Origin of the sequence: Mycobacterium sp. E2479, assembly GCF_001667925.1 — a bacterium.
GTDB lineage: Bacteria > Actinomycetota > Actinomycetes > Mycobacteriales > Mycobacteriaceae > Mycobacterium.
This window is the reverse complement of the sequence record NZ_LZJR01000144.1, coordinates 1-24268: the sequence shown is the minus strand read 5'-3', so window position 1 is coordinate 24268 and position 24268 is coordinate 1. Positions and strand designations below refer to the sequence as shown.

The following is a 24268-nucleotide window of genomic DNA, read 5'->3' as shown; positions in this document are numbered from 1 at the left end:
GTGGGAACTCCAGAAGTCGATGTGGTGATCCTGGTCGGCGGCAAGGGCACCCGGCTGCGGCCGCTGACGCTGTCGGCGCCCAAGCCGATGCTGCCCACCGCGGGGCTGCCGTTCCTCACGCATCTGCTCTCGCGAATCGCCGCGGCCGGGATGGACCACGTCATCCTGAGCACGTCGTATCAGGCTGCGGTGTTCGAGGCCGAGTTCGGTGATGGCTCCAAGCTGGGTTTGCAGATCGAGTACGTCACCGAGGAGCGGCCCCTGGGCACCGGCGGCGGCATCGCCAACGTGGCCGGCCACCTGCGGCACGACACCGTGATGGTGTTCAACGGAGACGTGCTTTCCGGAGCCGACCTGGGTCAGATGCTCGACTTCCACTCGGCTCAGCAATCCGACCTCACACTGCATCTGGTCCGGGTGGGCGATCCGCGGGCGTTCGGCTGCGTGACCACCGAGGAAGGCCGCGTCACCGGCTTCCTGGAGAAGACCCAGGACCCGCCGACCGACCAGATCAACGCCGGGTGCTACGTCTTCTCGCGCCAGATGATCGACCGGATCCCGCGCGGCCGGGAGGTCTCGGTGGAACGTGAGGTGTTCCCCGCGCTGCTGTCCGATCCCGGAGTGAAGGTCTGCGGCTACGTCGACGCCAGCTACTGGCGCGACATGGGCACCCCGGAAGACTTCGTGCGTGGCTCAGCGGATCTGGTGCGCGGCATCGCCCCGTCGCCGGCGCTGCACGGCCACCGCGGCGAGCAGCTGGTGCACGACGGCGCGGCGGTGTCGCCGGGCGCGGTGCTGGTCGGCGGCACCGTTGTCGGGAGGGGAGCCGAGATCGGCCCCGGCGTCCGGCTGGACGGCGCGGTGATCTTCGACGGCGTCAAGGTCGAGGCCGGCAGCGTGATCGAGCGATCGATCATCGGCTTCGGCGCGCGCATCGGCCCGCGGGCGCTGATCCGCGACGGCGTGATCGGCGACGGCGCCGACATCGGGGCGCGCTGCGAGTTGTTGCGCGGCGCCCGGGTGTGGCCCGGTGTGTCGATTCCCGACGGCGGGATCCGCTACTCGTCCGACGTCTAGCGGCGGAGACTCCTGTTCGCCGAGGGTGACGCTAGCCGCACATTCGAGGCCGAGCGTGAAGCTAGCCGCACACTCGGCGGCTAACCCGCTCGCGTGGCTTGGGCGACCAGATAGGCCAGCGCGTAATCCGTCCCGTCGGGCAGCGCGTCGGCGGGCCACCACCGCAAGTCCTCGGACTCGTCGCTGATCGCGATCTGCGCGCCGGCCGGCGCGTGCGCGACGAACTGCAGGTCCAGATGACGGGTCGGCACGCCCAGCGAGCAGGTCACCGGGTGCACGTGCACCGCGGCTAATCGGGGTTCGATGCGCAGCCCGTCGATCCCGGACTCCTCGGTGGCCTCGCGCAGCGCGGCGGCGAGGACGTCGGTGTCGTCATCGTCGCAGTGGCCGCCCAACTGCACCCACCGGCCCAGGCGGGGGTGCAGGGTCAGCAGCACCTGGTCGCCGGAGTGGTCGAGTACCAACGCGGACCCGGTCACGTGGCCCGGCACGCACTCGCGCCGGCACGCATCGCTGCGGGCGTGCACGAACGCCAACACGGCGTGGCGCAACGAATCCTGGGCCGGGTCGGGTGGATCCCAGCTCGACAGCAGCGCGATCGCCGACTCCCGAACGCTCATCGTGACCCCCGCCGTTTCCGCCGATCCCGCAACGACACCCACGCCGCGCGGCAGTCCGCCACCGCCTCGGCCGCCAATCCCAGGCCGTCGATCAGCACGCGGCGGTCGACGAGGTCGAGCGCCTTGTCGAACTCGTTGGCCTTCAGCAGCAGGTCGACGTCGCGGACGAGATCGGCGTCCGCGCAATTCGGCGGGGGAATGGGCAGCTGCTCGGCTTCGCGGGGCTCCAGCTCAAGAACACCGCCGCCGTAACTGCGACCGATGATCTCGCTGAAGGCGAACGTCGCGCTGTTGTGGAACACCGCGGCGAGCGCGGCCGGGTCGATCCCGGCATCGGCGCGGGCGCTGAGGCGCACCCGGTGCACGGTGTCGGTGCTCGTGGCCGCGGCGGCGTTGACGGTCAGCCGCGGCGCCCGGTGGATCTGGCGCAGCAGGAACAGATCGGGCGCCCACAGCGAGGGCGTGGCAAACCACGGCTTGCGGATCGAGCACTTGTAGCCGCGGTGCACCCCGGCTGCTTCACCCGCGCTGATGTGGGCTCGCAGCGCCGCATCGGCGGGCTCGCGCGGCGCGTTGAGTAACCAGCCGCGCTGCCCGGCGGCGAGGTCGCTTGCCCGGCAATCGTCGTCGTAGATCAGCCCGGACAGTTGGGCACTGCGCGAGACGAGCGGGACGCAGTGCGGCCGTAACCCCAGCGCGGCGGCCTGAGCGTCGGTGAAGGTGAAGAAGGCGTTGCGCCCGGTCACGATTCCGACGTCGACCTCGGCGAAAAACCCGAGCCGCGTCAGGGTGCCCGAACCCTTGAGCGCGCGCAGCAGCCGGATCGCGGCGGGATCCAGAAAGTACTTGGTCCACTTCTCGTTTTCGTGCAAGAGCGCGGGCCCGAAAGGACGGTGTCGCACGTTTAGGTCCACGCTAGCCAGGGCGCCGGCGTCCTGGAGGTGCACGGTGCGGATGCGTGCGGGACCGGTGCCGGCGACACCGCAGAACAACACGACTTCCTGCAGGATGCCGTCGAACACCAGGCGCTCGAACGTCAGCAACGTGATCTCGCGGAATCGGGACAGAAGGTAGTCGCGCAGCTGTGCGGCGTAGCTGACCTGGAGCAGCTCGGCAGGGAGCACCAGCGCCACCCGCCCGCCGTCGCGCACCAGCATGGTGCTCGCCACCACGAACGGAACCCAGGCGTTGGTCAGTCGGGTGGGGCGCAGACCCGCGCGCCGCATCAGGGCCAGCGCCGGATCGCGCTGCTGCGCTGGCCAGTTGCCAAAACGAATGTAGGGCGGGTTGCCGGCGACCCCGTCCCAGCCGCCGGCCTCGGCGGTGGCGAGCCAGGCGAACAGGCTCTCGGCGTCGACGGGGGCGAACCGGCGGGATTTGGCCGCCTCGTCGGCCATCAGTTCGACGCCCTGCACCCGGTCGCTGAGCGTGGCCAACTCGCGCAGGATCGCGCCGTCGCCGCAGGAGGGCTCCACGATCTTCGGTCCCGCCGCGTGGACCCAGGTGGCCAGGAACCGGGCCACCGGTGCGGGGGTGTAGTAGCCGCCGCGAACCTTGTCGGCCGAGGCCGCCGCCTTGCCGGCGAACTTCATGGGCTCAGTATTACTTGCGGATCAGCAAATCACCGGGGTCTGCCGGATCACGCGGCCCGGCCGGTTCGGCGGCATATCCGATGGCAATGGCGCCCAACGGTTCCCAGTCGGGGGGCAGCCCGAGCTCGGCGCGCACCAGGTCGGCGGCGAAGATCGTCGAGCCGATCCAGCAGCTGCCCAACCCGCGCACCGCCAGCGCGACCAGCAGGGCCTGCACCGCCGCGCCGACGGCCACCGTGAACATGGTGTGCTCGGCGTCGGTGCGGGCGGCGTCGGGATAAGCGTGCGCGCCGTCCGGCACCAGGATCGGGATGACGACCTCTGGCGCGTCGTAGAGGATCTGACCGCGCGCCACCCGGCGGTCGATCGAGTCAGCGGGCCGGCCGTCGCCGGCGAGGTCGGCGCGCCACTTGTCCCGCATGCGATCCAGCAGCCGGGTCCGGATGGCCGGGGTCTGCAGCCAGACGAACCGCACCGGGCGGGTGTGGTGCGGAGCCGGCGCGGTCAGCGCTTCGGCGACCGCGGCTTCCAACAGATCCGCCGGCACGGGTTCGGCGCTGAAGCGGCGCACCGATCGGCGCAGCAGCTGCGCCTCGCGGCGACCGGCTTCGAGGGCTTCGGCGGTGCCGAGCCAGAACAGGTCTTCGGTGCCCGGCCGCAACAACCGCCGCGCTGTCGAGCCGTCGTCGGTCACGGACATGCCGCGCACCACTGCCACCGGCATCGCGGTCAGTTTGCCCTTGACCAGATCGGCGGCCGCGGCGATCTCGTCGGCGACCGCCACCTCGGTGACCAGTAACTCATTGCCATGCTGATCGACGGCCCCCGAATAGCCGTGCAGCACAGCCATGCCCGCGGCCCCCACGGCCGCGTCGGTCTGGCCGTTGCGCCACGCGCGGCCCATCGTGTCCGTGATGACCACGGCGACCTCGACACCGAGCCGTTCGCGCAGGGCGGCCCGCAGCGTCGCGGCGCTGCCGTCCGGGTCGACCGGCAGAAGCGCCAGTTCGTCGCGACCCACGTTGGATCCGTCTACGCCCGCGGCGGCCTGCACCAGGCCGATCCGGTTCTCGGTGATCAGGGTCCGGCCCTTGCGGGCCAGCACCCGGACGGCTTCGTCGTCGACCAGCTTGCGCCTCAGTCGGTCGCGCTCCTCCGGATCCTGCGGGGCCGGCACCAGGCGGCCCTCGCATTTGGACACCGCCTTGCTGGTTACCACGACGACGTCGCCGTCGCGCAACCATGGGGCGGCCGCGGCGACGGCAGCGCCCAGATCGTCACCGGGCCGGAATTCGGGCAACCCGGCGACGGGCAGGATTTCGATCGCGGCGGCGGTGCCATGCTCGCCGGGCCGAGACGTCAAGGGGTCACCCCTGCCAGCTCCAGTCCGGCCCTGACCATCTCGGCCGTCGCCTTCGGGTCGATCATCACCAGCGGTACCGAGCGCACCGCGATGCCGTCGATGTCGCCTTGGAAACCGGCCCGGTCGTCTTCGCTCACCAGCCAGCCGTCCAAGATGCCGGTGTCCCGGCGCGCGCCGTAGTGCCGGGCGACCGCCTCGGCGGTGGACTCGACCCCGATCACCGACAGGCAGGTATCGGCCATGCCGCGCAATGGCTTTCCACCGATGATCGGCGAGTAGCCGACAATCGGCGCGCGCGCGCCGCGCAGCGCCCCGCGAATGCCGGGGACGGCCAGGATGGCGCCGACGCTCACCACCGGGTTCGAGGGCGCCAGCAGGATGACGTCGGCGTCCGCGATGGCCGCCGTGGCATCAATTGTGGCGGCCGCCTTTTCAGCGCCGACGAAGGCGAAGCTGTGCGTGGGCACCTGGGCCCGGTAGCGCACCCACCACTCCTGGAAGTGAATCGCCCGCCGGCTGCCGTCGTCGGGATCGGTTATCACCACGTGTGTCTCGCACCGATCGTCGCTGGCGGGCAGCAGCCGCGCGCCGGGTTGCCAGCGGTCGCACAGCGCGGTGGTGATCTGGGTCAAGGGATAGCCGGCGTTGAGCATCTGGGTGCGCACCAGGTGGGTGCCCAGGTCACGGTCACCGAGCCCGAACCAGTCCGGCTGCACCCCGTAGCGCGCCAATTCCTCTTTGGCGTGCCAGGTTTCGTCGCGGTGCCCCCACCCTCGCTCCGGATCTACACCTCCACCTAAGGTGTACATGCAGGTGTCCAAATCGGGGCAGATTCGCAATCCGTGGATCCAGGCGTCATCGCCAATGTTGACGATCGCCGTGAGTTCGTTGGCTTCCGTGCCCGGGCACCCTTGCGTTTGAAATTGACCGAGCCCGAAAAGCTGTTGAACCCCCAGCAGGAACCGGGCGCCGCCAACCCCACCGACCAGAACGGTGACCTTCACATTGCACGACAGTACTGCCCGGCGGTAGCGCTGTGGCGGGCCCATCGGGGGTGCCTCAAAGTTGCGGTTCCCCACCACTTGTGGGCGACTTCTGGGAAGGCTGAGGATCGTGTGATCGACACGCCGAAGCCTCAAAACAACAGAAACGCCGAAATTTGATCACGAGATGGTATGGAAATGCGCCGAAGTGCTTGACCCGGCAGGTCAACCCGTGTCTAATCACAACAGTGTCATTTCCCGGTTGGCCGGCCGACTCCGGTGTCGCAGACCGAGATTCGATCACTTGTTCGAATTGTCTGTACATCAGAACAGTGGGAAACCAATCACACACTCTCTCAAACAAGCTGAGGAGGCGGACGACCGTATGTCTTACGACACTTTTCGAAGCGCCATGGCGAGCACGCCGCACACTGACATCGACCCGGCACCGGACCGTCCCGCTCGGCCGCATTTGACCGTGGTCCCTGATGCGCCAATCGCATTCGAGCCCGAGCCCATGCCGGAGCCGGCCGCGGATCAATGGCAGGATCGCGCGCTGTGCGCCCAGACCGACCCCGAGGCCTTCTTCCCGGAAAAGGGTGGCTCCACCCGAGAGGCCAAGAAGATCTGCCTGGGTTGCGAGGTGCGTCATGAGTGCCTTGAGTACGCCCTCGAGCACGACGAGCGCTTCGGTATCTGGGGCGGTTTGTCCGAGCGCGAGCGCCGCCGCCTCAAGCGGGGCATCATCTGACGCACACTGATCGCAACGCACGCCGAGCGTTCGGCGGCCGACGTGCAAGGAGAAGTTATTCGTCGTCGATCGTCGGATCGATGACGGACGGATCAACGTCGAGGTAAATCGCGACCTGGGCCACCAGGATTTCGTGTAGCAGGTCGCCGAGTTCGACGGTGTCTTTGGCCCGTCGCTCAATTGGCTTGCGGAACAACACGATTCGCGCCCGGGTGGAGTTGCCGCGGATGTCGACGCCGGCCGGGATCAACCGCGCCAGCGGGATCGGACCGTCCGCGATCACTTCGGGTGGCCACTGCACGCTCTCGGGATCCTTTGCCGAGATGCGCGGAATCTCGTCGACGGCGACGTCGAGTTCGGCCAGCCGGTCCTGCCAGCTCCGCTCGATGGGCTCGTAGGCCTCCAGCACCGCCATGTCGAACCGCTCGGCGCGGCTGCGCCACCCCGGCACGGTCGGGGGCAACAGCGGGCCGCGCATATCGCGGCCCCTGCGAAAGAGTCGGTGCGTCCCGCTCCGGCGCGGAGCCGGCCCGTTGGAGAACCGATCTCTTCGCGGATAGCTGGGCGAATCAGCCACGCGCCGATGGTAACGGTTGCACATCGAGGGCCGAGGAGTTGCGCGTGTCCGGCGCTTCGGCGGCGTTTGCGCACGATAGCCTTTCGATCGTGAACGTTCCCCGTCGCTGTTGCCGGCCCGGGTGCCCGCACTACGCCGTGGCGACCCTGACGTTCGTCTACTCGGACTCGACCGCAGTCGTCGGTCCGTTGGCGACGGCGCGGGAACCGCATTCCTGGGATTTGTGCGTCAACCATGCCGGCCGGATCACCGCGCCCCGCGGGTGGGAGTTGGTACGCCACGCCGGCCCCTTGCCCACCCACCCCGACGAGGACGACCTGGTTGCCCTCGCCGATGCGGTGCGCGAGGGCGGCGATCGCGCCTTGCCGTACGCCGGCGGTGCGACACCGGTGAACGGCTTCGCCGACGCCCACATCCATCACGGCGGATCTCAGGCCACCGCGCCCAGTCGCAGTCTGCTGGCCCCGCCCGAGCATCGCTCCGGACGGCGACGCGGACATCTGCGCGTGTTGCCCGATCCCCACTAGCGCCGATGGTGGCGACCCGCCGCGCCCGGCTCCGCCGCGCTTGCGATCCCCACTAGCGCCGATGGTGGCGACCCCGCGCCCGGCTCCGCCGCGCTTGCGATCCCCACTAGTGCCGATGGTGGCGACCCGCCGCGCCCGGCTCCGCCGCGCTTGCGATCCCCACTAGCGCCGATGGTGGCGACCCCGCGCCCGGCTCCGCCGCGCTTGCGATCCCCACTAGCGCCGCCCCAGTTCTCCGTGGCCCGATAGGCTGACGGCCAAGAGTTCACGTCGTCAGGAGTCCCGCATGTCTCGGCCCGCCGCGACTGTCCACCGTGTCGTCAAGGCGTACGACGTGCGTGGGCTAGTCGGCGAAGAGCTCGACCAGCCGCTGGTCACCGATCTTGGGGGAGCGTTCGCCAAACTCATGCGCGGCGAGGGTGCCCGCCAGGTGGTGATCGGTCACGACATGCGGGACAGTTCGCCTACGCTGGCCGCGGCGTTCGCCGCCGGAGTGACCACCCAGGGACTGGACGTGGTGCGGATTGGCTTGGCGTCGACCGATCAGCTCTACTTCGCCTCCGGACTGCTGGATTGCCCCGGCGCGATGTTCACCGCGAGCCACAACCCGGCGGCCTACAACGGCATCAAGCTGTGCCGGGCGGGGGCCAAACCGGTCGGCGCCGAGACGGGCCTGCGCCTGATCGCCGATGATGTGATCGCCGGCGTCGAGGCTTACGACGGGGAACCCGGAAACGTGAGCGACCGTGACGTGCTGGCCGACTACGGACAGTTCCTGCGGTCGCTGGTGGACACCTCCAAGCTGCGCCCGCTGCGGGTGGCCGTGGACGCCGGCAACGGCATGGCCGGTCTGACGACGCCCGCCGTGCTCGGCCCGATCGGCTCGATCACGTTGGAGCCGTTGTACTTCGAGCTCGACGGTTCGTTTCCCAATCACGAGGCCAACCCGCTCGACCCCACCAACCTGGTGGACCTGCAGGCTTACGTGCGCGAGACCGGCGCCGACATCGGGCTGGCGTTCGACGGCGACGCGGACCGCTGCTTCGTGGTCGACGAATGCGGCAACCCCGTCTCGCCGTCGACGGTGACCAGTCTGGTTGCCGCGCGCGAGTTGAGCCGGGAGATCGGTGCGACGATCATCCACAACGTGATCACGTCGCGCGCGGTGCCCGAACTTGTCGCCGAGCGCGGCGGCACGCCGCTGCGGTCCAGGGTGGGCCACTCCTATATCAAGGCACTGATGGCCGACACCGGCGCAATTTTCGGTGGCGAACATTCGGCGCATTACTACTTCCGCGACTTCTGGGGTGCCGACTCCGGGATGCTGGCGGCGCTGTACGTACTGGCCGCCCTCGGCGAGCAGGACCGCCCGCTGTCGGAGCTGACCGCGGATTACCAGCGCTACGAATCGTCTGGCGAAATCAACTTCACCGTCGCCGACGCTGGGAAGTGCACGGAGGCGGTGCTGAAGTCGTTCGGCACCCGGATTCACTCACTCGATCACGTGGATGGGGTGACGGCCGACCTCGGCGACGGCAGCTGGTTCAACCTGCGCAGCTCCAATACCGAGCCGTTGTTGCGGCTGAACGTGGAGGCGCGCACGATCGAGGACGTGGCCGAGGTCGTCGCCCAGATCAGCTTTGAGATCACCGCGGCCTCGGCGGACGTGAAGGCCACGCCGTGAATGCCACCCGAGCGATCGATCTCGAGGACGCCGAGGGACTGTTGGCCGCCGACCGCGACGGCCTGCTGCGTGCCGCATCGTCGGCCGGTGCCCAGGTGCGTGCGGTCGCCGCCGCGGTCGACGAGGGTGCGCTGGACCCGCTGCGCGCGAACGACCCTGCGCGCAGCGTCATCTGGGTGGCCGGGCGCGGCACCGCGGAGACCGCCGGGACGGTGCTCGCCGCGACCTTGGGTGGCACCTCTTCTCAGCCCTTCACTCTCGCCGACGAGGCACCGCCGTGGGTGGGCCCGCTCGACGTGATGATCGTCGCGGGCGACGATCCCGGCGATCCCGCCCTGGCCGCCGCCGCCGCCACTGGGTTGCGTCGGGGCGCCCGGGTAGTGGTGACCGCGCCGTACGAGGGCCCGTTGCGGGACGCCACCGCCGGGCGCGCGGCGGTGCTGGCGCCCCGGCTCTCGGTTCCCGACGACGAATTCGGATTGTGCCGGTACCTAGCCGCCGGGCTGGCCGTGGTGCATGCGGTGGACCCACGGCCGAAGGTCGATCTGGCATTGCTCGCCGACGAGTTGGACGCCGAAGCGCTGCGCAACAGCGCCGGCCGCGAGCTGTTCACCAACCCGGCCAAGCTGCTGGCCGCGCGCGTTGCCGAGCGTCAGGTGGCGCTGGCGGGCGACGGCGCCGCGACGCTTGCGCTGGCCCGGCACGGCAGCTCCGTGCTGCTGCGCGTCGCGAACCAGGTGACGCCGGCCACCGGGCTCGCGGACGCGCTGGTCGCCTTGCGGGCCGCGGCGTCCGACGGATATCAGGATCCCGACGCCGCGGTGTTCCACGACGAACAGATCGACGGGCCGCTGCCGCAGCGGTTGCGCGTACTGGCCGTCGTCCTGGAGTCGGAGCAGGCGGGTGTGGCCGCCCGCACCGCCGGGCTGGACAACGTGTACCTACTCGCCGCCGAGGACGTGCCCGACGGGCCCGGCGGCTCGGCAGGCTACGGGGTTTCGCCGGCGCTGGGGGGCCCCGGCAGCCCCGAACAGCAACTGGCAGTATTGGCCGTCCGGCTGGAAATGGCCGCGGTTTACATGCGACTGGTGCGGGGATAGATACAACGGTGGAACTGCTTCGCGGGGCCTTGAGAACGTACGCCTGGGGTTCACGTACCGCCATCGCCGAATTCACCGAGCGTCCGGTGCCGGCGGCGCACCCCGAGGCCGAGCTCTGGTTTGGGGCGCACCCGGGCGATCCGGCGTGGCTCGAAACAGACAACGGCGAAGTCTCATTGCTCGAGGCGCTGGTCGACGACCCGGAGGGCCAGCTCGGGCCGACGTCGCGGGCGCGCTTCGGGGACGTGCTGCCGTTCCTGGTCAAGGTGCTGGCCGCCGACGAGCCGCTGTCCTTGCAGGCGCACCCCAGCGCCGCCCAGGCGGCCGAGGGCTACCTGCGCGAGGAGCGGGTCGGCATTCCGCTGACGTCGCCGGTGCGTAACTACCGCGACACATCCCACAAGCCCGAGTTGCTGGTCGCGCTGCACCCGTTCGAGGCGCTGGCCGGCTTCCGGCCGGCCTCGCGCACCGTCGAGCTGTTGCGGGCCCTGGCCGTCTCCGACCTCGACCCGTTCATCGAGCTGCTCAACGACCAGTCCGACGCCGACGGTCTGCGGGCGCTGTTCACCACCTGGATCACCGCGCCGCAGCCCGACATCGACGTGCTGGTTACCGCGGTGCTGGACGGTGCCATCGCGTACGTCAGCTCGGGCGCAACCGAATTCGCGGCCGAGGCCAAGACGGTGCTGGAGCTTGGCGAACGTTATCCCGGTGACGCCGGCGTGCTGGCGGCGCTGCTGCTCAACCGCATCAGTCTCGCCCCGGGTGAGGCCATTTTCGTCTCCGCCGGCAATCTGCACACCTACCTGCGCGGTTTCGCGGTGGAGGTGATGGCCAACTCGGACAACGTGTTACGCGGTGGCCTGACGCCTAAGCACGTCGATGTACCCGAGCTGCTGCGCGTGCTGGACTTCGCGCCCACCACCGAGGAGCAGCTGCGGCCGAGGATCCGCCGTGAGGGCTTGGGACTGATCTACGAGACGCCGACCGACGAGTTCGCCGTCGCGCTACTGGAGCTCGACGACGAGTACGTCGGCCACGAGGTGGACGCGACGTGCAGCCACGACGGCCCGCAGATCCTGTTGTGCAGCGAGGGTTCGACGACGGTGCATGGCAAATCCGGCTCGCTGACGCTGAAGCGGGGAATTGCCGCCTGGGTGGCGGCCGATGACGCGCCGATCCGGCTGGTGGCGCATGAACCCACCAAGCTGTTCAGGGCGACGGTTGGGCTGTGAGGCTAGCTCTGATGGTGGCGACCCGCTTCGCCCGGCTGCGCCGCGCTTGCGATCGCCGCTAGGCCTGATGGTGGCGACCCGCTTCGCCCGGCTGCGCCGCGCTTGCGATCGCCGCTAGGCCCGATGGTGGCGACCCGCTTCGCCCGGCTGCGCCGCGCTTGCGATCGCCAAGGTCCGCCGCTGTTTGGCGGCTTTGCGCCGCTCGCTGAGCCAGAGCCGCAGGTTGTGCGCCATTGCGCGGCCGATGATTCGCGGCGGCGGAACCATGTAGAGGCTGTCGAGCAGCGAGAACCGCCGCAAGAACCATTCCGCCAGAACGGGTTCAGTCTCCGCGGCGCCCAAAAATTGATCGAACAGCGCGCCTGAGGGCCGCCACCACCAGGGGATCGCCGCCTTGGAGCCGGCATGGTGGAACGTGACGTCGCCGATCGCGTTCATCGTCCACACCGGAAAGGTGCTTTTGGCGGTGGCCCGGTTCAGCTCCGCGGCGACTTGGTCGTCCGGCAACTGAAGCGCGCGGCGCAGATGCCCGGCCTGCAGTGAGGTCATTGTCATGCCCTGACCGAAGGTGGGATTGAAGCTGGCCACCGCATCGCCGAAGGCGATGATGCCGGCCGGCAGGCGCTCCAGTTTGTCGTAGCGGCGCCACTTGCTCGCCGGAAAGGCGTGAAACGCAGGCTCTCCCAGCGGCTCGGCCCGCGTCAGCGCGGCATTGAAGTGGTCCGGAAGCAGCCGCTGCGCCAGCCCAAGCATGTCGGGAAAGGTCCGCGGCGGTTTCGCGTTGGCCACACCGAAGGTGGTGAGGACCCAGGTGCCGTCCTCGTAGCAGAGCATGCCCAGCCCGAGCGACATGTCATGCGAGGCGCCGGCGACGACCACCTTCTCCGCGATCAGCCCGTCGGGGATGCGGAACCGCTGGGTGGCGTAATGAATGCCGATGTCCAGTTCCTGTTCGACCGGGCGGTCGAATCCCCATTGCGTCAGCCACACCGGTAGCCGGGTGCCCCGGCCGGTCGCGTCGACAACCAGATCCGCCGCTACGAATTCGGGGTCCTTGCTATCGGGGTCGGCCGGATTCAGCAACACGCCGGTGACCCGTTGTTGCACGCGGTCGAACGTCGGCTCGGCCACCGAGCGCCGCGCCACGGCGATGTTGTCGATGCCGAGGACCCGTTTTCGCAACTGCCATTCCAGGTGCGGGCGACTGGGCACGTAGGCGGTGAACTCGTCGCGCAGCGTTTGCCCGGTGCCGAGCACGTGGCCCGCGGCCCCGAGGTGGATGCAATCCGGCCGGTTGTGCAGTTTGGGCACGCCGGCGCTCACCATGTCGTCGAGCAGGCCCGGGAAAAGGTCCTCGAATTCGATCGCCCCGCGCGCCATCAGCATGTGCAGATGCCGGTCCTGGGGAACGGTCGCTCGATTCGCCGGCTCGGCCGGCAATTCGTCGCGCTCGTACACCGTGACCCGCGAATACGAATCCGAAAGCACCCGAGCGGCGCAAAGACCGGCGATGCTGCCCCCAATGACCACGGCATGATCCCTGGCCGTTTTTCTGCTATCCGGCATTTGCCGAGAGTACCCAGTACTGTGACGGACCAATGGCTCCCAGCGCTGGGGAAGGGCGAATGCATGGCCAATGGATGGCGGACCAAGTCGATCGAGCAATCCATCGCCGATACCGACGAGCCGGACACCAAGCTACGTAAGGACCTGACCTGGCGGGACCTGGTCGTGTTCGGCGTCGCGGTGGTAATCGGCGCGGGCATCTTCACCGTCACCGCCTCGACGACCGGCGACATCACCGGCCCGGCCATCTGGGTGTCGTTCGTCATCGCGGCGGGCACCTGCGCGCTGGCAGCGCTGTGTTACGCGGAGTTCGCCTCGATGCTGCCCGTGGCCGGTAGCGCCTACACCTTCTCTTACGCCACCTTCGGCGAGTTTCTGGCCTGGATCATCGGCTGGAACCTGGTGCTGGAATTGGCGATCGGTGCCGCCGTGGTGGCCAAGGGCTGGTCCAGCTATCTGGGCACCGTGTTCGGGTTCGCCGGCGGGACGGCGAGATTCGGCTCCGCAGAGGTGGATTGGGGGGCCCTGGTGATCGTCGCCGGGGTGGCGACCTTGATCGCATTGGGCACCAAGTTGTCGTCGAGATTCTCCGCGATCGTCACGGCGATCAAGGTGTCGGTGGTGCTCTTCGTCGTGGTGGTCGGCGCCTTCTACATCAAGCGCGCCAACTACTCGCCGTTCATCCCGAAGGCGGAGGGCGGCAGCCAGGCCAAGGGCATCGATCAGTCCGTCTTGTCGTTGCTGACCGGCGCGCACAGCAGTCACTACGGCTGGTACGGCGTACTGGCGGGGGCGTCCATCGTGTTCTTCGCGTTCATCGGGTTCGACATCGTCGCCACCATGGCCGAGGAGACCAAGAATCCGCAGCGCGACGTGCCACGGGGAATTCTGGCGTCGCTGGGCATCGTCACCCTGCTCTACGTCGCGGTCGCCATCGTGCTGTCCGGCATGGTCCCCTACACCCAACTCCAGACGGTCCAGGGCCGCGGCCACGCCAACCTGGCCACCGCCTTCACCGCGAACGGCATCCACTGGGCGAGCAAGATCATCTCCATCGGAGCGCTGGCGGGACTGACCACCGTGGTGATGGTCCTGATGCTCGGCCAGTGCCGGGTCTTGTTCGCGATGGCGCGCGACGGGTTGCTGCCACGGTCGCTGGCCAAGACCGGCGCGCACGGCACCCCGGTGCGCATCACCGTGCTGGTCGCCGCGGTGGTCGCCGTGACGGCGTCGGTGTTTCCCATCACCAAACTCGAGGAGATGGTGAACGTCGGAACGCTGTTCGCGTTCGTCCTGGTTTCGGCCGGCGTGATCGTCCTGCGCCGGACCCGGCCGGACCTGCAACGCGGATTCAAGGCGCCGTGGGTGCCGTTGCTGCCGATCGCCTCGATCGCCGCGTGCGTATGGCTGATGCTCAACCTCACCGCCCTCACGTGGGTCCGGTTCGGTGTATGGCTGGTGGTCGGTACGACGATCTACGCCGGCTACGGCTACTGGCACTCGGTGCAGGGCCGGCGTGAGGAGGGGGAAACCGAGCGCAGCGACTCTCTCCAGTCCGATCCGCACAGCCCGGTGCCTTAGACTCAGGTGGTTTTACAAAATGCCGTCATTTGTCTAGACAGGAGACGCCAACATCGGTATTGTCCAACCTCAACGTGGTGTGACTCACAAGGAGGTTTGGCATATGACCACATTCGAACGGCAGCTGAGCCGGGAATCCGAACCGCTTCAGTGGCGGGACAAGAAGCGCCGCCTGTGGCTGATGGGGTTGATCGCCCCGACGGCCCTGTTCGTGATGCTGCCGCTCATCTGGGGCCTGAACCGGCTGGGCTGGCATGCCGCCGCGCAGGTGCCGCTGTGGATCGGACCGATCCTGCTCTGGGTCGTGCTGCCGATCCTCGACCTCCGCTTCGGGCCCGACGGGCAGAACCCTCCCGACGAGGTGATGGAGCAACTGGAGAACGACAAGTACTACCGGTACTGCACCTACGTCTACATCCCGTTCCAGTACCTCAGCGTCGCCTTTGGCGCCTACCTGTTCACCGCGTCGAACCTGAGCTGGCTGGGCTTTGACGGCGCCCTCGGCTGGGCCGGCAAGCTGGGCGTGGCGCTGTCGGTCGGCGTGCTCGGGGGCGTCGGCATCAACACCGCGCACGAGATGGGCCACAAGAAGGACTCGCTGGAGCGCTGGCTGTCCAAAATTACTTTGGCGCAGACGTGCTACGGGCACTTCTACATCGAGCACAACCGCGGCCACCACGTGCGCGTCGCCACCCCGGAGGACCCGGCGTCGGCGCGCTTCGGCGAGACCTTCTGGGAGTTCTTGCCGCGCAGCGTCTTCGGCAGCCTGCGCTCGTCGCTGCGGCTCGAGGCGCAACGGATCCGCCGACAGGGCGCCAGCCCGTGGCACCCCAAGACGTATCTATCCAACGACGTCCTCAACGCCTGGTTGATGTCGGTGGTGCTGTGGGGCGCGCTGATCGCGGTCTTCGGCCCGGCGCTGATTCCGTTCGTGATCATTCAGGCGGTCTTCGGCTTCAGCCTCCTGGAATCCGTCAATTACCTCGAGCACTACGGCCTACTGCGGCAGAAGAACTCAAGTGGCCGCTACGAGCGGTGCACCCCGGTGCACAGCTGGAACTCCGACCACGTGGTGACCAATCTGTTCCTGTACCACCTGCAGCGGCACAGCGACCACCACGCCAACCCGACCCGTCGGTACCAGACGCTGCGCAGCATGGAGGGCGCCCCCAACCTGCCGAGCGGATACGCGTCGTTGATCTCGCTCACCTACTTTCCCCCGCTGTGGCGCAAGGTGATGGATCACCGGGTGCTGGCGCACTACGACGGCGACATCACCAAGGTCAACATCCAGCCGCGGCTGCGCGAGAAGGTACTGGCGCGCTATGGGGTGCCCGCATGACCGCCTACCGCTGCCCCGGCTGCGGCTACACCTACGACGAAGCGAAAGGCGCACCGCGGGAAGGCTTTCGCCCCGGCACACCCTTCAGCGACATCCCCGAAGACTGGTGCTGCCCCGATTGTGCGGTGCGCGAGAAGGTCGATTTCGAAACGACGTCCGGCGACGACGTGGGACCACGCGATGAGAAGGAGCCGGACCACTGGTTAGGAGCGAACCGATGAACGACGACTACAAGCTTTTCATCTGCGTGCAATGCGGATTCGAGTACGACGAGGCTAAGGGTTGGCCCGAAGACGGCATTGCGCCCGGAACCCGCTGGGACGACATTCCCGAAGACTGGAGCTGCCCGGATTGCGGCGCGGCGAAGACCGACTTCGTGATGGTGGAGATCGCCCGTTCGTGACCGCCGGCGACGATGCGCAGCGTAGCGATGGGGAGGAGCGGCGCCGATGATCGGCGCCACCGCCGCGTCGAAAGCCGCTATTGTCGCGCCTGTGAAGCGGATGTCGTACGCCGAGGCGTCGCGTGCCCTGCTGCGCGATTCGGTGCTCGACGCCATGCGCGATCTGCTGCTGACCCGGGACTGGTCGGCCATCACGCTGTCCGATGTGGCCCGCGCCGCGGGCGTCAGCCGGCAGACGATCTACAACGAGTTCGGCTCGCGGCAGGGCCTGGCGCAGGGGTATGGCCTGCGTCTGGCCGATTGGCTGGTCGACGCCGTCAACGCCGCGCTGCAAGCCAACATCGGCAACATCTATGAGGCGTTCCTGCAGGGTTTTCGCGACCTGTTCACCGAGTTGTCGGCGGACCCGCTGGTGATCTCGCTGCTCACTGGGGTGGCCAAGCCGGACTTGCTGCAGATCATCACCACCGACAGCGCCCCGATCATCAACCGCGCCTCCGAACGGCTGACCACGGCGCTGACCCAGAGCTGGGTGGCGACCAGCGACGAGGACGCCGGAGTGCTGGCGCGTGCGATCGTGCGGCTGGCGCTGAGCTACGTGTCGATGCCGCCCGAGGCGGACCACGACGTGGCGGCCGATCTGGCCCGGTTGATGACGCCATTCGCGGAGCGGCACGGCGTGGTCAACGTTCCCTGAGCCCTTCCCTGAGCCGAGGGGCGCACCCAACCCCGACTACAGTGGCCTAAGAACATACCTAAGCTAATTACCGCTTGGACCGAGCGAGCCGAAAAAGGAAGAACACGTTATGACGACGACCGAAAACGCACTCACCCCCGACGTCCGGAACGGCATCGATTTCAAGGTCGCCGATCTTTCGTTGGCGGATTACGGTCGCCGGGACATCGAGCTCTCCGAACAGGAGATGCCGGGTCTGATGTCGCTGCGCCGCGAGTACCACGACGTGCAGCCGCTCAAGGGCGCGCGCATCTCGGGTTCGCTGCACATGACCGTGCAGACCGCGGTGCTGATCGAGACCCTCGTCGCGCTGGGTGCCGAGGTGCGCTGGGCGTCCTGCAACATCTTCTCCACCCAGGACCACGCCGCCGCCGCAGTGGTCGTCGGCCCGCACGGCACTCCGGAGGAGCCCAAGGGCGTTCCGGTGTACGCCTGGAAGGGCGAGACGCTCGAGGAATACTGGTGGGCGGCCGAGCAGGTGCTGACCTGGCCCGACGAGCCGGCCAACATGATCCTGGACGACGGCGGTGACGCCACCATGCTGGTGCTGCGTGGCGCGCAGTACGAGAGGGCCGGCGTGGTGCCGCCGGACGACGAAGACGACTCGACCGAGCACCGCGTGTTCTTGAACCTGCTGCGCAAGCGTTTCGAGACCGACAAGGACAAGTGGACCAAGATCGCCGCCTCGATCAAGGGCGTCTCCGAGGAGACCACCACCGGTGTGCTGCGGCTCTACCAGTTCGCCGCCGCCGGCGACCTGGCCTTCCCGGCGATCAACGTCAACGACTCGGTCACGAAGAGCAAGTTCGACAACAAGTACGGCTGCCGGCACTCGCTGATCGACGGCATCAACCGCGGCACCGACGTGCTGATCGGTGGCAAAAAGGTGCTGATCTGCGGCTACGGCGACGTCGGTAAGGGCTCCGCCGAGTCGGTGGCCGGCCAGGGCGCGCGGGTGACCGTCACCGAGATCGACCCGATCAACGCCCTTCAGGCGCTGATGGAGGGCTTCGACGTCAAGCGGGTGGAGGACGTGATCGGCGAAGCCGACATCATCATCACCACCACCGGCAACAAGGACATCATCACCCTCGAGCACATGAAGGCGATGAAGGACAAGGCAATCCTGGGCAACATCGGCCACTTCGACAACGAGATTCAGATCGCTCGGCTGGAGCGCTCCGGTGCCACCAAGACCAACATCCGCCCGCAGGTCGACCTGTGGACCTTCCCGGACACCGGCAAGTCGATCATCGTGTTGTCCGAGGGCAGGCTGCTGAACCTCGGTAACGCGACCGGACACCCGTCGTTCGTGATGAGCAACAGCTTCTCCAACCAGGTCATCGCCCAGATCGAGCTGTGGACCAAGAACGACGAGTACGACAACGAGGTCTACCGGCTGCCCAAGCACCTCGACGAGAAGGTGGCCCGCATCCACGTCGAGGCGCTCGGCGGCAAGCTGACCAAGCTGACCAAGGAGCAGGCCGAGTACATCGGCGTCGACGTCGACGGCCCCTACAAGGCCGACCACTACCGCTACTGAGCCGCGCGACCGCCGAGTGTCGCGTAAGCGTGGCACTCGGCGGCGATAGGCTCGCGCCGTGCTGATCGCGATCGAGGGCATTGACGGCGCCGGCAAACGGACGCTGACGGACAAGCTGCGCAACCTATTTCAGGCCGACGGCAAGTCGGTCGCGTTGCTGGCCTTTCCGCGCTATGGGGAATCGGTGATCGCCGACATCGCGGCCGAGGCCCTGCACGGCCAGCACGGCGACCTCGCGTCGTCGGTGTATGCGATGGCGTTGCTGTTCGCGCTGGACCGTGCCGGGGCGGTCGACGAAATCGATGCGCTGCGTCGCGCGCACGACGTGGTGATCATGGATCGCTACGTCGCCTCCAACGCGGCATACACCGCCGCCCGGTTGCACCAGGACGCGGCCGGACCGGCCGTGGAGTGGATACACGCGCTGGAATACGGGCGCCTCGGGCTGCCCACGCCCGACTGGCAGGTGCTGCTCGCGGTGCCGGCCGAATTGGCCGGGCGGCGCGCCCGCAGCCGCGCCGAGTCCGAACCCGGCCGGGCGCGCGACAGTTACGAACGCGACGACGGCCTTCAGCAGCGCACCGGCGCGGTCTACGCAGAGTTGGCCGCAGCCGGCTGGGGCGGCCAGTGGCGCAGCGTCGACGCGGGCGTCGATCCGGGGCGATTGGCAGCCGATTTGGCCGCCACCTAGCACAGATTTGTCACGATTCGGCCGTTTCGAAGGAGAAACGCCCGCGTGATGTCCGAGTTTTGTCCCGATGTGGTGACACCATGGACTCCATGAGGCAAAGGATTTTGGTCGTCGACGACGACGCTTCGCTGGCCGAGATGCTCACCATCGTGCTTCGTGGGGAGGGTTTCGACACTGCGGTCATCGGTGACGGCACCCAGGCCCTGACTGCGGTGCGCGAACTGCGCCCCGACTTGGTGTTGTTGGACCTGATGCTGCCCGGCATGAACGGCATCGACGTGTGCCGGGTGTTGCGCGCCGATTCCGGCGTGCCGATCGTGATGCTGACCGCCAAGACGGACACCGTCGATGTGGTCCTGGGCCTCGAGTCGGGTGCCGACGACTACATCATGAAGCCCTTCAAGCCGAAGGAGCTGGTGGCCCGGGTGCGGGCACGGCTGCGGCGCAACGACGACGAGCCGGCCGAGATGCTGTCCATCGCCGACGTCGAGATCGACGTGCCGGCGCACAAGGTGACACGCAACGGCGAGCAGATCTCCCTGACACCGCTCGAGTTCGACTTGCTGGTGGCGTTGGCGCGCAAACCGCGGCAGGTGTTTACTCGTGATGTGCTGCTCGAACAGGTGTGGGGCTATCGTCACCCGGCGGATACCCGCTTGGTGAACGTGCACGTCCAGCGTCTGCGGGCCAAGGTTGAGAAAGACCCTGAGAACCCGACCGTGGTGTTGACCGTTCGAGGAGTGGGATACAAGGCCGGACCTCCGTGACCGCGGGCGACGATGCAGGGCGCCGCAGTGCTGGAAAGCGGCGCTCCGGCACCGGTAGCCACAATGTGAAACGTCGTGAACAGGGGGAGCGCCGGCGGTGATCTGGGGCTCCCGGCGACGAACTCGGAGCCGCTGGGGGCGCTCCGGCCCCATGACTCGTGGCATGGGCACGGTGAGTCGGGCCGTGGCCATCGCCTGGCGGCGCTCGTTGCAGCTGCGGGTGGTGGCGCTGACGCTGGGGCTGTCCCTCGCGGTCATCCTGGCTCTCGGCTTCGTATTGACCAGTCAGGTCACCAATCGCGTGCTCGATGTCAAGGTGAAGGCCGCCATGGAACAGATCGAGCGGGCGCGCACCACCGTGGGCGGAATCGTCAACGGCGAAGAGGCGCGTTCGCTGGACAGCAGCCTGCAGCTGGCGCGCAACACGCTGACCTCCAAAACCGATCCGGCCTCGGGTGCGGGGCTGGCCGGCGCGTTCGACGCGGTGCTGATGGTGCCGGGCGACGGACCGCGCGCGGCGACCACGGCCGGCCCGGTCGACCAGGTGCCCGGTTCCCTGCGCGGTTTCGTCAAGGCCGGGCAGGCGGCCTACCAGTACGCCGTCGTGCACACCGACGGGTTCTCCGGACCGGCGCTGATTGTCGGTACCCCCGCGTCGTCTCAGGTCGCCAACCTGGAGCTCTATCTGATCTTCCCGCTGAAGAACGAGCAGGCCACCATCCAGTTGGTGCGCGGCACCATGATCACCGGCGGCGCCGTGCTGCTGGTGCTGCTGGCCGGCATCGCTCTGCTGGTGTCGCGGCAGGTGGTGGTGCCGGTGCGGTCGGCGTCGCGCATCGCCGAACGGTTCGCCGAAGGCCATCTGTCCGAAAGAATGCCGGTGCGCGGCGAGGACGACATGGCGCGGCTGGCCATGTCGTTCAACGACATGGCCGAAAGCCTGTCGCGCCAGATCACCCAGCTCGAGGAATTCGGTAATCTGCAGCGCCGCTTCACATCCGACGTGAGCCACGAGCTGCGTACCCCGCTGACCACCGTGCGGATGGCCGCCGACCTGATCTATGACCACAGCGCCGACCTGGACCCGACGTTGGCGCGCTCCACCGAGCTGATGGTCAACGAGCTGGACCGGTTCGAGTCGCTGCTCAACGACCTGCTCGAAATCTCCCGGCACGACGCCGGTGTCGCCGAGCTGTCCGTCGAAGCCGTCGACCTGCGCACCACCGTGCAGAGCGCGCTGAGCAACGTGGGGCATCTGGCCGAAGACGCCGGCATCGAACTGAAGGTGGATCTGCCAACCGAAGAGGTGATCGCCGAGGTCGACACCCGCCGGGTGGAGCGCATCTTGCGCAACCTGATCGCCAACGCCATCGACCACGCCGAGCACAAGCCGGTCAAGATCCGCATGGCCGCCGACGAGGACACGGTCGCCGTCACCGTCCGCGACTACGGCGTGGGACTGCGACCCGGCGAGGAGAAGCTGGTGTTCAGCCGGTTCTGGCGGGCCGACCCCGCCCGGGTGCGCCGCTCCGGCGGCACCGGGCTCGGCCTGGCGATCAGCATCGAGGACGCGCGCCTGCACCAGGGCAGGCTGGAGGCCTGGGGTGAACCGGGCGACGGCTCCTGCTTCCGGCTGACGCTGCCGCTCGTTCGCGGCCACAAGGTCACCACCAGTCCGCTGCCCATGAAGCCGATTCCGCAACCCGCCCCGCAGGCCGGTGCGCCCGAGCGCAAGGAACGCCAGCAGCGCCAGCGTGAGCACGCCGAGAGGACCCTGTGATGCGGCGATTGTTGGGCCTGCTGATGCCGGTCATGCTGCTCGCCGGCTGCGCCGGGGTGCCCAGCTCATCGGCGCCCCAAGCCATCGGCACCGTCGAGCGCCCGGCGCCGTCGAACCTGCCCAAGCCGACCCCGGGCATGGACCCCGACGTGCTGCTGCGCGAATTCTTCAAGGCCACAGCCGATCCCGCGAACCGGCATCTGGCCGCGCGGCAGTTCCTCACCCAGTCGGCGTCCAACGCCTGGGACGATGCGGGTAGCGCACTGCTGATCGACCATGTGGTGTTCGTCGAAACACGTGCGGCCGAACGTGTTTCGGCCACCATGCGGGCGGACATCCTGGGTTCGCTTTCGGACGTGGGGGTGTTCGAGACCGCCGAGGGCGTGCTGCCCGACCCCGGTCCGATCGAATTGGTCAAGACGTCCGGCGGTTGGCGCATCGACCGGTTGCCCAACGGGGTGTTCCTGGATTGGCAACAGTTTCAGTCCACCTACAAACGCAACACGCTGTACTTCGACGACCCCACCGGCAAGACGGTGGTTCCCGACCCGCGCTACGTCGCGGTGCCCGACCACGACCAGTTGGCCACCGAGCTCGTCTCCAAGCTGATCGCCGGGCCGCGGCCCGAGATGGCGCACACGGTCCGCAACCTGCTCGCACCGCCACTGCGGCTGCGTGGGCCGGTGACCCGCGCCGACGGCGGCAAGAACGGCATCGGGCGCGGTTACGGCGGTGCGCGCATCGATCTCGAGAAGCTGTCCACAACCGATCTGCACAGCCGGCAATTGCTTGCGGCACAGATCATTTGGACCCTGGCCAGGGCCGACATCCGGGGACCGTATGTGATCAGCGCCGACGGCGCGCCGCTGGACGACCGGTTCCGCGACGGGTGGACCACTTCGGACGTCGCGGCCACCGATCCCGGCGCGGCCGACGGTGCCGGCGCGGGCCTGCATGCCCTGGTGAACGGCTCACTGGTGGCGCTGGACGGCCAGCACACCGCCATGGTGGCCGGCGCGTTCGGACGCATGGGCGACCAGACCGGCGCAGCGCTGTCGCGCAGCGGGCGGCAGGTGGCGTCGGTGGTGACGCTGCATCGCGGTGCCCCGGACATGGCCGCGTCCTTGTGGATCGGCGATCTCGGCCAGGAGGCGGTGCAGTCCGCCGACGGGCACACGCTGTCGCGGCCGACCTGGTCGCTGGACGACGTGGTCTGGGTCGTGGTCGACGGCAACAACGTGTTGCGGGCGATCCAGGAGCCGGCCTCCGGGCAACCAGCGCGCCTCCCGGTGGATTCGGTGGCGGTGGCCACCCGGTTCCCGGGGCCGATTACCGACTTGCAGCTGTCCCGCGACAGCACCCGCGCCGCGATGGTGATCGGCGGCCAGGTGATTCTCGCCAGCGTCGAGCAGACCCAGGCCGGGCAGTACGCCCTGACCTTCCCGCGCCGGCTCGGCTTCGGGTTGGGCAATTCGGTGGTGTCGCTGTCGTGGCGCACCGGTGACGACCTCGTGGTGACGCGCACCGATGCCAGCCATCCGGTGTCTTACGTGAACATCGACGGGGTGAACTCCGACGCCCCGCCGCACGGTTTACAGATGCCGGTGACCACGGTGGTCGCCAACCCGTCGACGGCCTACGTCGCGGGTCCCCAAGGGGTGCTGCAGTATTCGCCGTCGGCCGACGGTCAGCAGGGCTGGTCGGACGTGCCCGGGCTGACGGTGCCCGGGGCGGCCCCCGTGCTGCCGGGTTAGCGGCGATCGCCAGCGCGGCGGAGCCGGGCGCAGCGGGTCGCCGCCGTCGGGCCAGCGGCGATCGCCAGCGCGGCGGAGCCGGGCGCAGCGGGTCGCCGCCGTCGGGCCAGCGGCGATCGCGGAATAGCTGTCACACCCATCCGCCACACTGGCGCCATGCTCGACCTGTTCCTGCCCTCCGAATGCGGCGGCTGTGGGGCGCCGTCGACCCGCTGGTGCGACTGGTGCGCCGCCGAGCTGTCGGTGGCCGCGGATCAGCCGCATGTGGTGAACCCGCGCGTCGACCCGGGGGTGCCGGTATTCGCCTTGGGCCGCTACGCCAACGCACGCCGGAACGCGATCCTGGCGCTCAAGGAGCAGGGCCGCGCCGATCTGGTCGGGCCGCTGGCGCGCGCACTGGCCGTCGGGGTGCACCGGCTGCTGTCCTGGGGGATCGTGCCGACCCCGCTGACCGTCGTGCCCGCACCGACCCGGCGTTCGGCCGCGCGCCGGCGCGGCGGTGACCCCGTCGCCCGGCTGGCGCGCGCCGCGGTGGCGCGGCATCCGGACATCACCGTCGCACCCGCCTTGCGGCTCAAGGCGCTGACACGCGACTC

23 protein-coding genes are annotated in these 24268 nt (G+C 68.5%); 17 read left to right on the top strand and 6 right to left on the bottom strand.

All coding sequences use genetic code 11. The annotated features are described in order from the left end of the window. A complete protein-coding gene (locus A5686_RS21180) occupies positions 1–1077 on the top strand; it encodes a sugar phosphate nucleotidyltransferase (protein WP_067938314.1) in 1077 nt (358 codons plus the stop codon). A gap of 80 nt (positions 1078–1157) precedes the next feature. On the opposite strand, the gene A5686_RS21175 is transcribed toward A5686_RS21180, so the two are convergent. From A5686_RS21175 to cofD, 4 genes are read right to left on the bottom strand one after another with little or no spacing between them, the layout of a single operon-like run. Next, on the bottom strand, positions 1158–1697 hold the full coding sequence (locus A5686_RS21175) for an NUDIX hydrolase (RefSeq protein WP_067938312.1): 540 nt from the start codon (positions 1695–1697) through the stop codon (positions 1158–1160). Continuing rightward, positions 1694–3289 carry a class I SAM-dependent methyltransferase gene (locus A5686_RS21170; protein ID WP_067938310.1) on the bottom strand — a complete coding sequence of 532 codons (1596 nt, stop codon included), beginning with the start codon at positions 3287–3289 and terminating at the stop codon, positions 1694–1696. The genes A5686_RS21175 and A5686_RS21170 overlap by 4 nt, the downstream gene beginning before the upstream one ends. Positions 3290–3299: 10 nt before the next feature. Continuing rightward, positions 3300–4652: a coenzyme F420-0:L-glutamate ligase gene (locus tag A5686_RS21165; protein WP_067938308.1), complete on the bottom strand. Its 1353-nt coding sequence runs from the start codon at positions 4650–4652 to the stop codon at positions 3300–3302. Then, on the bottom strand, positions 4649–5656 hold the full coding sequence (gene cofD / locus A5686_RS21160; RefSeq protein ID WP_067938416.1) for a 2-phospho-L-lactate transferase: 1008 nt from the start codon (positions 5654–5656) through the stop codon (positions 4649–4651). The genes A5686_RS21165 and cofD overlap by 4 nt, the downstream gene beginning before the upstream one ends. A gap of 391 nt (positions 5657–6047) precedes the next feature. Here cofD and A5686_RS21155 point away from each other — a divergent pair, with 391 nt between their 5' ends. Continuing rightward, on the top strand, positions 6048–6386 hold the full coding sequence (locus tag A5686_RS21155; protein WP_067938306.1) for a WhiB family transcriptional regulator: 339 nt from the start codon (positions 6048–6050) through the stop codon (positions 6384–6386). Between the two features lie 55 nt (positions 6387–6441). On the opposite strand, the gene A5686_RS21150 is transcribed toward A5686_RS21155, so the two are convergent. Further along, entirely contained in the window at positions 6442–6864 is a 423-nt protein-coding gene (locus A5686_RS21150) for a metallopeptidase family protein (RefSeq protein WP_067938304.1), read from the bottom strand. A gap of 188 nt (positions 6865–7052) precedes the next feature. Between A5686_RS21150 and A5686_RS21145 the strand changes: the two genes are divergently transcribed. From A5686_RS21145 to manA, 4 genes are all read left to right on the top strand, one after another. Next, positions 7053–7490 carry a DUF3499 domain-containing protein gene (locus A5686_RS21145; protein ID WP_197520661.1) on the top strand — a complete coding sequence of 146 codons (438 nt, stop codon included), beginning with the start codon at positions 7053–7055 and terminating at the stop codon, positions 7488–7490. Positions 7491–7776: 286 nt separating this feature from the next. Continuing rightward, positions 7777–9174, top strand: a complete 1398-nt coding sequence (locus A5686_RS21140) for a phosphomannomutase/phosphoglucomutase (RefSeq protein WP_067938299.1) — start codon at positions 7777–7779, stop codon at positions 9172–9174. Then, positions 9171–10274, top strand: a complete 1104-nt coding sequence (locus A5686_RS21135; protein ID WP_067938297.1) for a TobH protein — start codon at positions 9171–9173, stop codon at positions 10272–10274. Before A5686_RS21140 ends, A5686_RS21135 begins: the two co-directional genes overlap by 4 nt. A gap of 8 nt (positions 10275–10282) precedes the next feature. Continuing rightward, positions 10283–11509, top strand: a complete 1227-nt coding sequence (gene manA / locus A5686_RS21130) for a mannose-6-phosphate isomerase, class I (RefSeq protein ID WP_067938295.1) — start codon at positions 10283–10285, stop codon at positions 11507–11509. Positions 11510–11623: 114 nt separating this feature from the next. Here the strand turns inward: manA and A5686_RS21125 are convergent, their stop codons facing one another. After that, positions 11624–13039 (bottom strand): NAD(P)/FAD-dependent oxidoreductase, encoded by a 1416-nt coding sequence (locus A5686_RS21125; protein ID WP_156750170.1) that lies wholly within the window; start codon positions 13037–13039, stop codon positions 11624–11626. Between the two features lie 99 nt (positions 13040–13138). Between A5686_RS21125 and A5686_RS21120 the strand changes: the two genes are divergently transcribed. The 11 genes from A5686_RS21120 to A5686_RS21070 all read left to right on the top strand — a co-directional run. Next, a complete protein-coding gene (locus A5686_RS21120; RefSeq protein WP_067938290.1) occupies positions 13139–14656 on the top strand; it encodes an amino acid permease in 1518 nt (505 codons plus the stop codon). Positions 14657–14759: 103 nt separating this feature from the next. After that, positions 14760–15998 (top strand): alkane 1-monooxygenase, encoded by a 1239-nt coding sequence (locus A5686_RS21115; protein ID WP_067938288.1) that lies wholly within the window; start codon positions 14760–14762, stop codon positions 15996–15998. Next, positions 15995–16219: a rubredoxin gene (locus A5686_RS21110; protein WP_067938286.1), complete on the top strand. Its 225-nt coding sequence runs from the start codon at positions 15995–15997 to the stop codon at positions 16217–16219. Before A5686_RS21115 ends, A5686_RS21110 begins: the two co-directional genes overlap by 4 nt. Continuing rightward, positions 16216–16401 carry a rubredoxin gene (locus A5686_RS21105; RefSeq protein WP_067938284.1) on the top strand — a complete coding sequence of 62 codons (186 nt, stop codon included), beginning with the start codon at positions 16216–16218 and terminating at the stop codon, positions 16399–16401. Before A5686_RS21110 ends, A5686_RS21105 begins: the two co-directional genes overlap by 4 nt. A gap of 46 nt (positions 16402–16447) precedes the next feature. Next, positions 16448–17098 (top strand): TetR family transcriptional regulator, encoded by a 651-nt coding sequence (locus A5686_RS21100; RefSeq protein ID WP_067938282.1) that lies wholly within the window; start codon positions 16448–16450, stop codon positions 17096–17098. Positions 17099–17207: 109 nt separating this feature from the next. Continuing rightward, the gene (ahcY, locus tag A5686_RS21095) at positions 17208–18680 is read left to right on the top strand and encodes an adenosylhomocysteinase (protein ID WP_067938280.1); all 1473 of its coding nucleotides are present in this window, start codon (positions 17208–17210) and stop codon (positions 18678–18680) included. Positions 18681–18738: 58 nt separating this feature from the next. Next, positions 18739–19371, top strand: coding sequence for a dTMP kinase (locus tag A5686_RS21090; RefSeq protein ID WP_067938278.1), 633 nt, complete (start codon positions 18739–18741; stop codon positions 19369–19371). An 80-nt stretch (positions 19372–19451) separates the two neighbouring features. Beyond that, positions 19452–20138, top strand: a complete 687-nt coding sequence (mtrA, locus tag A5686_RS21085; RefSeq protein ID WP_007168097.1) for a two-component system response regulator MtrA — start codon at positions 19452–19454, stop codon at positions 20136–20138. A 97-nt stretch (positions 20139–20235) separates the two neighbouring features. Then, positions 20236–21918, top strand: coding sequence for an MtrAB system histidine kinase MtrB (gene mtrB / locus A5686_RS21080; protein WP_082947733.1), 1683 nt, complete (start codon positions 20236–20238; stop codon positions 21916–21918). Next, on the top strand, positions 21918–23672 hold the full coding sequence (gene lpqB / locus A5686_RS21075; RefSeq protein WP_156750167.1) for an MtrAB system accessory lipoprotein LpqB: 1755 nt from the start codon (positions 21918–21920) through the stop codon (positions 23670–23672). Before mtrB ends, lpqB begins: the two co-directional genes overlap by 1 nt. Positions 23673–23828: 156 nt before the next feature. Continuing rightward, the coding region (locus tag A5686_RS21070; RefSeq protein ID WP_067938273.1) for a ComF family protein at positions 23829–24268 on the top strand (440 nt) is incomplete at its 3' end.

What these genes read in the sequence shown, in the direction of transcription:
- lpqB (WP_156750167.1), top strand. Translation starts at nt 21,918, where the DNA reads ATGCGGCGATTGTTGGGCCTGCTGATGCCGGTCATGCTGCTCGCCGGC.
- A5686_RS21100 (WP_067938282.1), top strand. Translation starts at nt 16,448, where the DNA reads ATGATCGGCGCCACCGCCGCGTCGAAAGCCGCTATTGTCGCGCCTGTG.
- A5686_RS21140 (WP_067938299.1), top strand. Translation starts at nt 7,777, where the DNA reads ATGTCTCGGCCCGCCGCGACTGTCCACCGTGTCGTCAAGGCGTACGAC.
- A5686_RS21120 (WP_067938290.1), top strand. Translation starts at nt 13,139, where the DNA reads ATGGCCAATGGATGGCGGACCAAGTCGATCGAGCAATCCATCGCCGAT.
- mtrA (WP_007168097.1), top strand. Translation starts at nt 19,452, where the DNA reads ATGGACTCCATGAGGCAAAGGATTTTGGTCGTCGACGACGACGCTTCG.
- A5686_RS21105 (WP_067938284.1), top strand. Translation starts at nt 16,216, where the DNA reads ATGAACGACGACTACAAGCTTTTCATCTGCGTGCAATGCGGATTCGAG.
- ahcY (WP_067938280.1), top strand. Translation starts at nt 17,208, where the DNA reads ATGACGACGACCGAAAACGCACTCACCCCCGACGTCCGGAACGGCATC.
- A5686_RS21175 (WP_067938312.1), bottom strand. Translation starts at nt 1,697, where the DNA reads ATGAGCGTTCGGGAGTCGGCGATCGCGCTGCTGTCGAGCTGGGATCCA.
- A5686_RS21155 (WP_067938306.1), top strand. Translation starts at nt 6,048, where the DNA reads ATGGCGAGCACGCCGCACACTGACATCGACCCGGCACCGGACCGTCCC.
- A5686_RS21110 (WP_067938286.1), top strand. Translation starts at nt 15,995, where the DNA reads ATGACCGCCTACCGCTGCCCCGGCTGCGGCTACACCTACGACGAAGCG.
- A5686_RS21170 (WP_067938310.1), bottom strand. Translation starts at nt 3,289, where the DNA reads ATGAAGTTCGCCGGCAAGGCGGCGGCCTCGGCCGACAAGGTTCGCGGC.
- A5686_RS21150 (WP_067938304.1), bottom strand. Translation starts at nt 6,864, where the DNA reads ATGCGCGGCCCGCTGTTGCCCCCGACCGTGCCGGGGTGGCGCAGCCGC.
- A5686_RS21115 (WP_067938288.1), top strand. Translation starts at nt 14,760, where the DNA reads ATGACCACATTCGAACGGCAGCTGAGCCGGGAATCCGAACCGCTTCAG.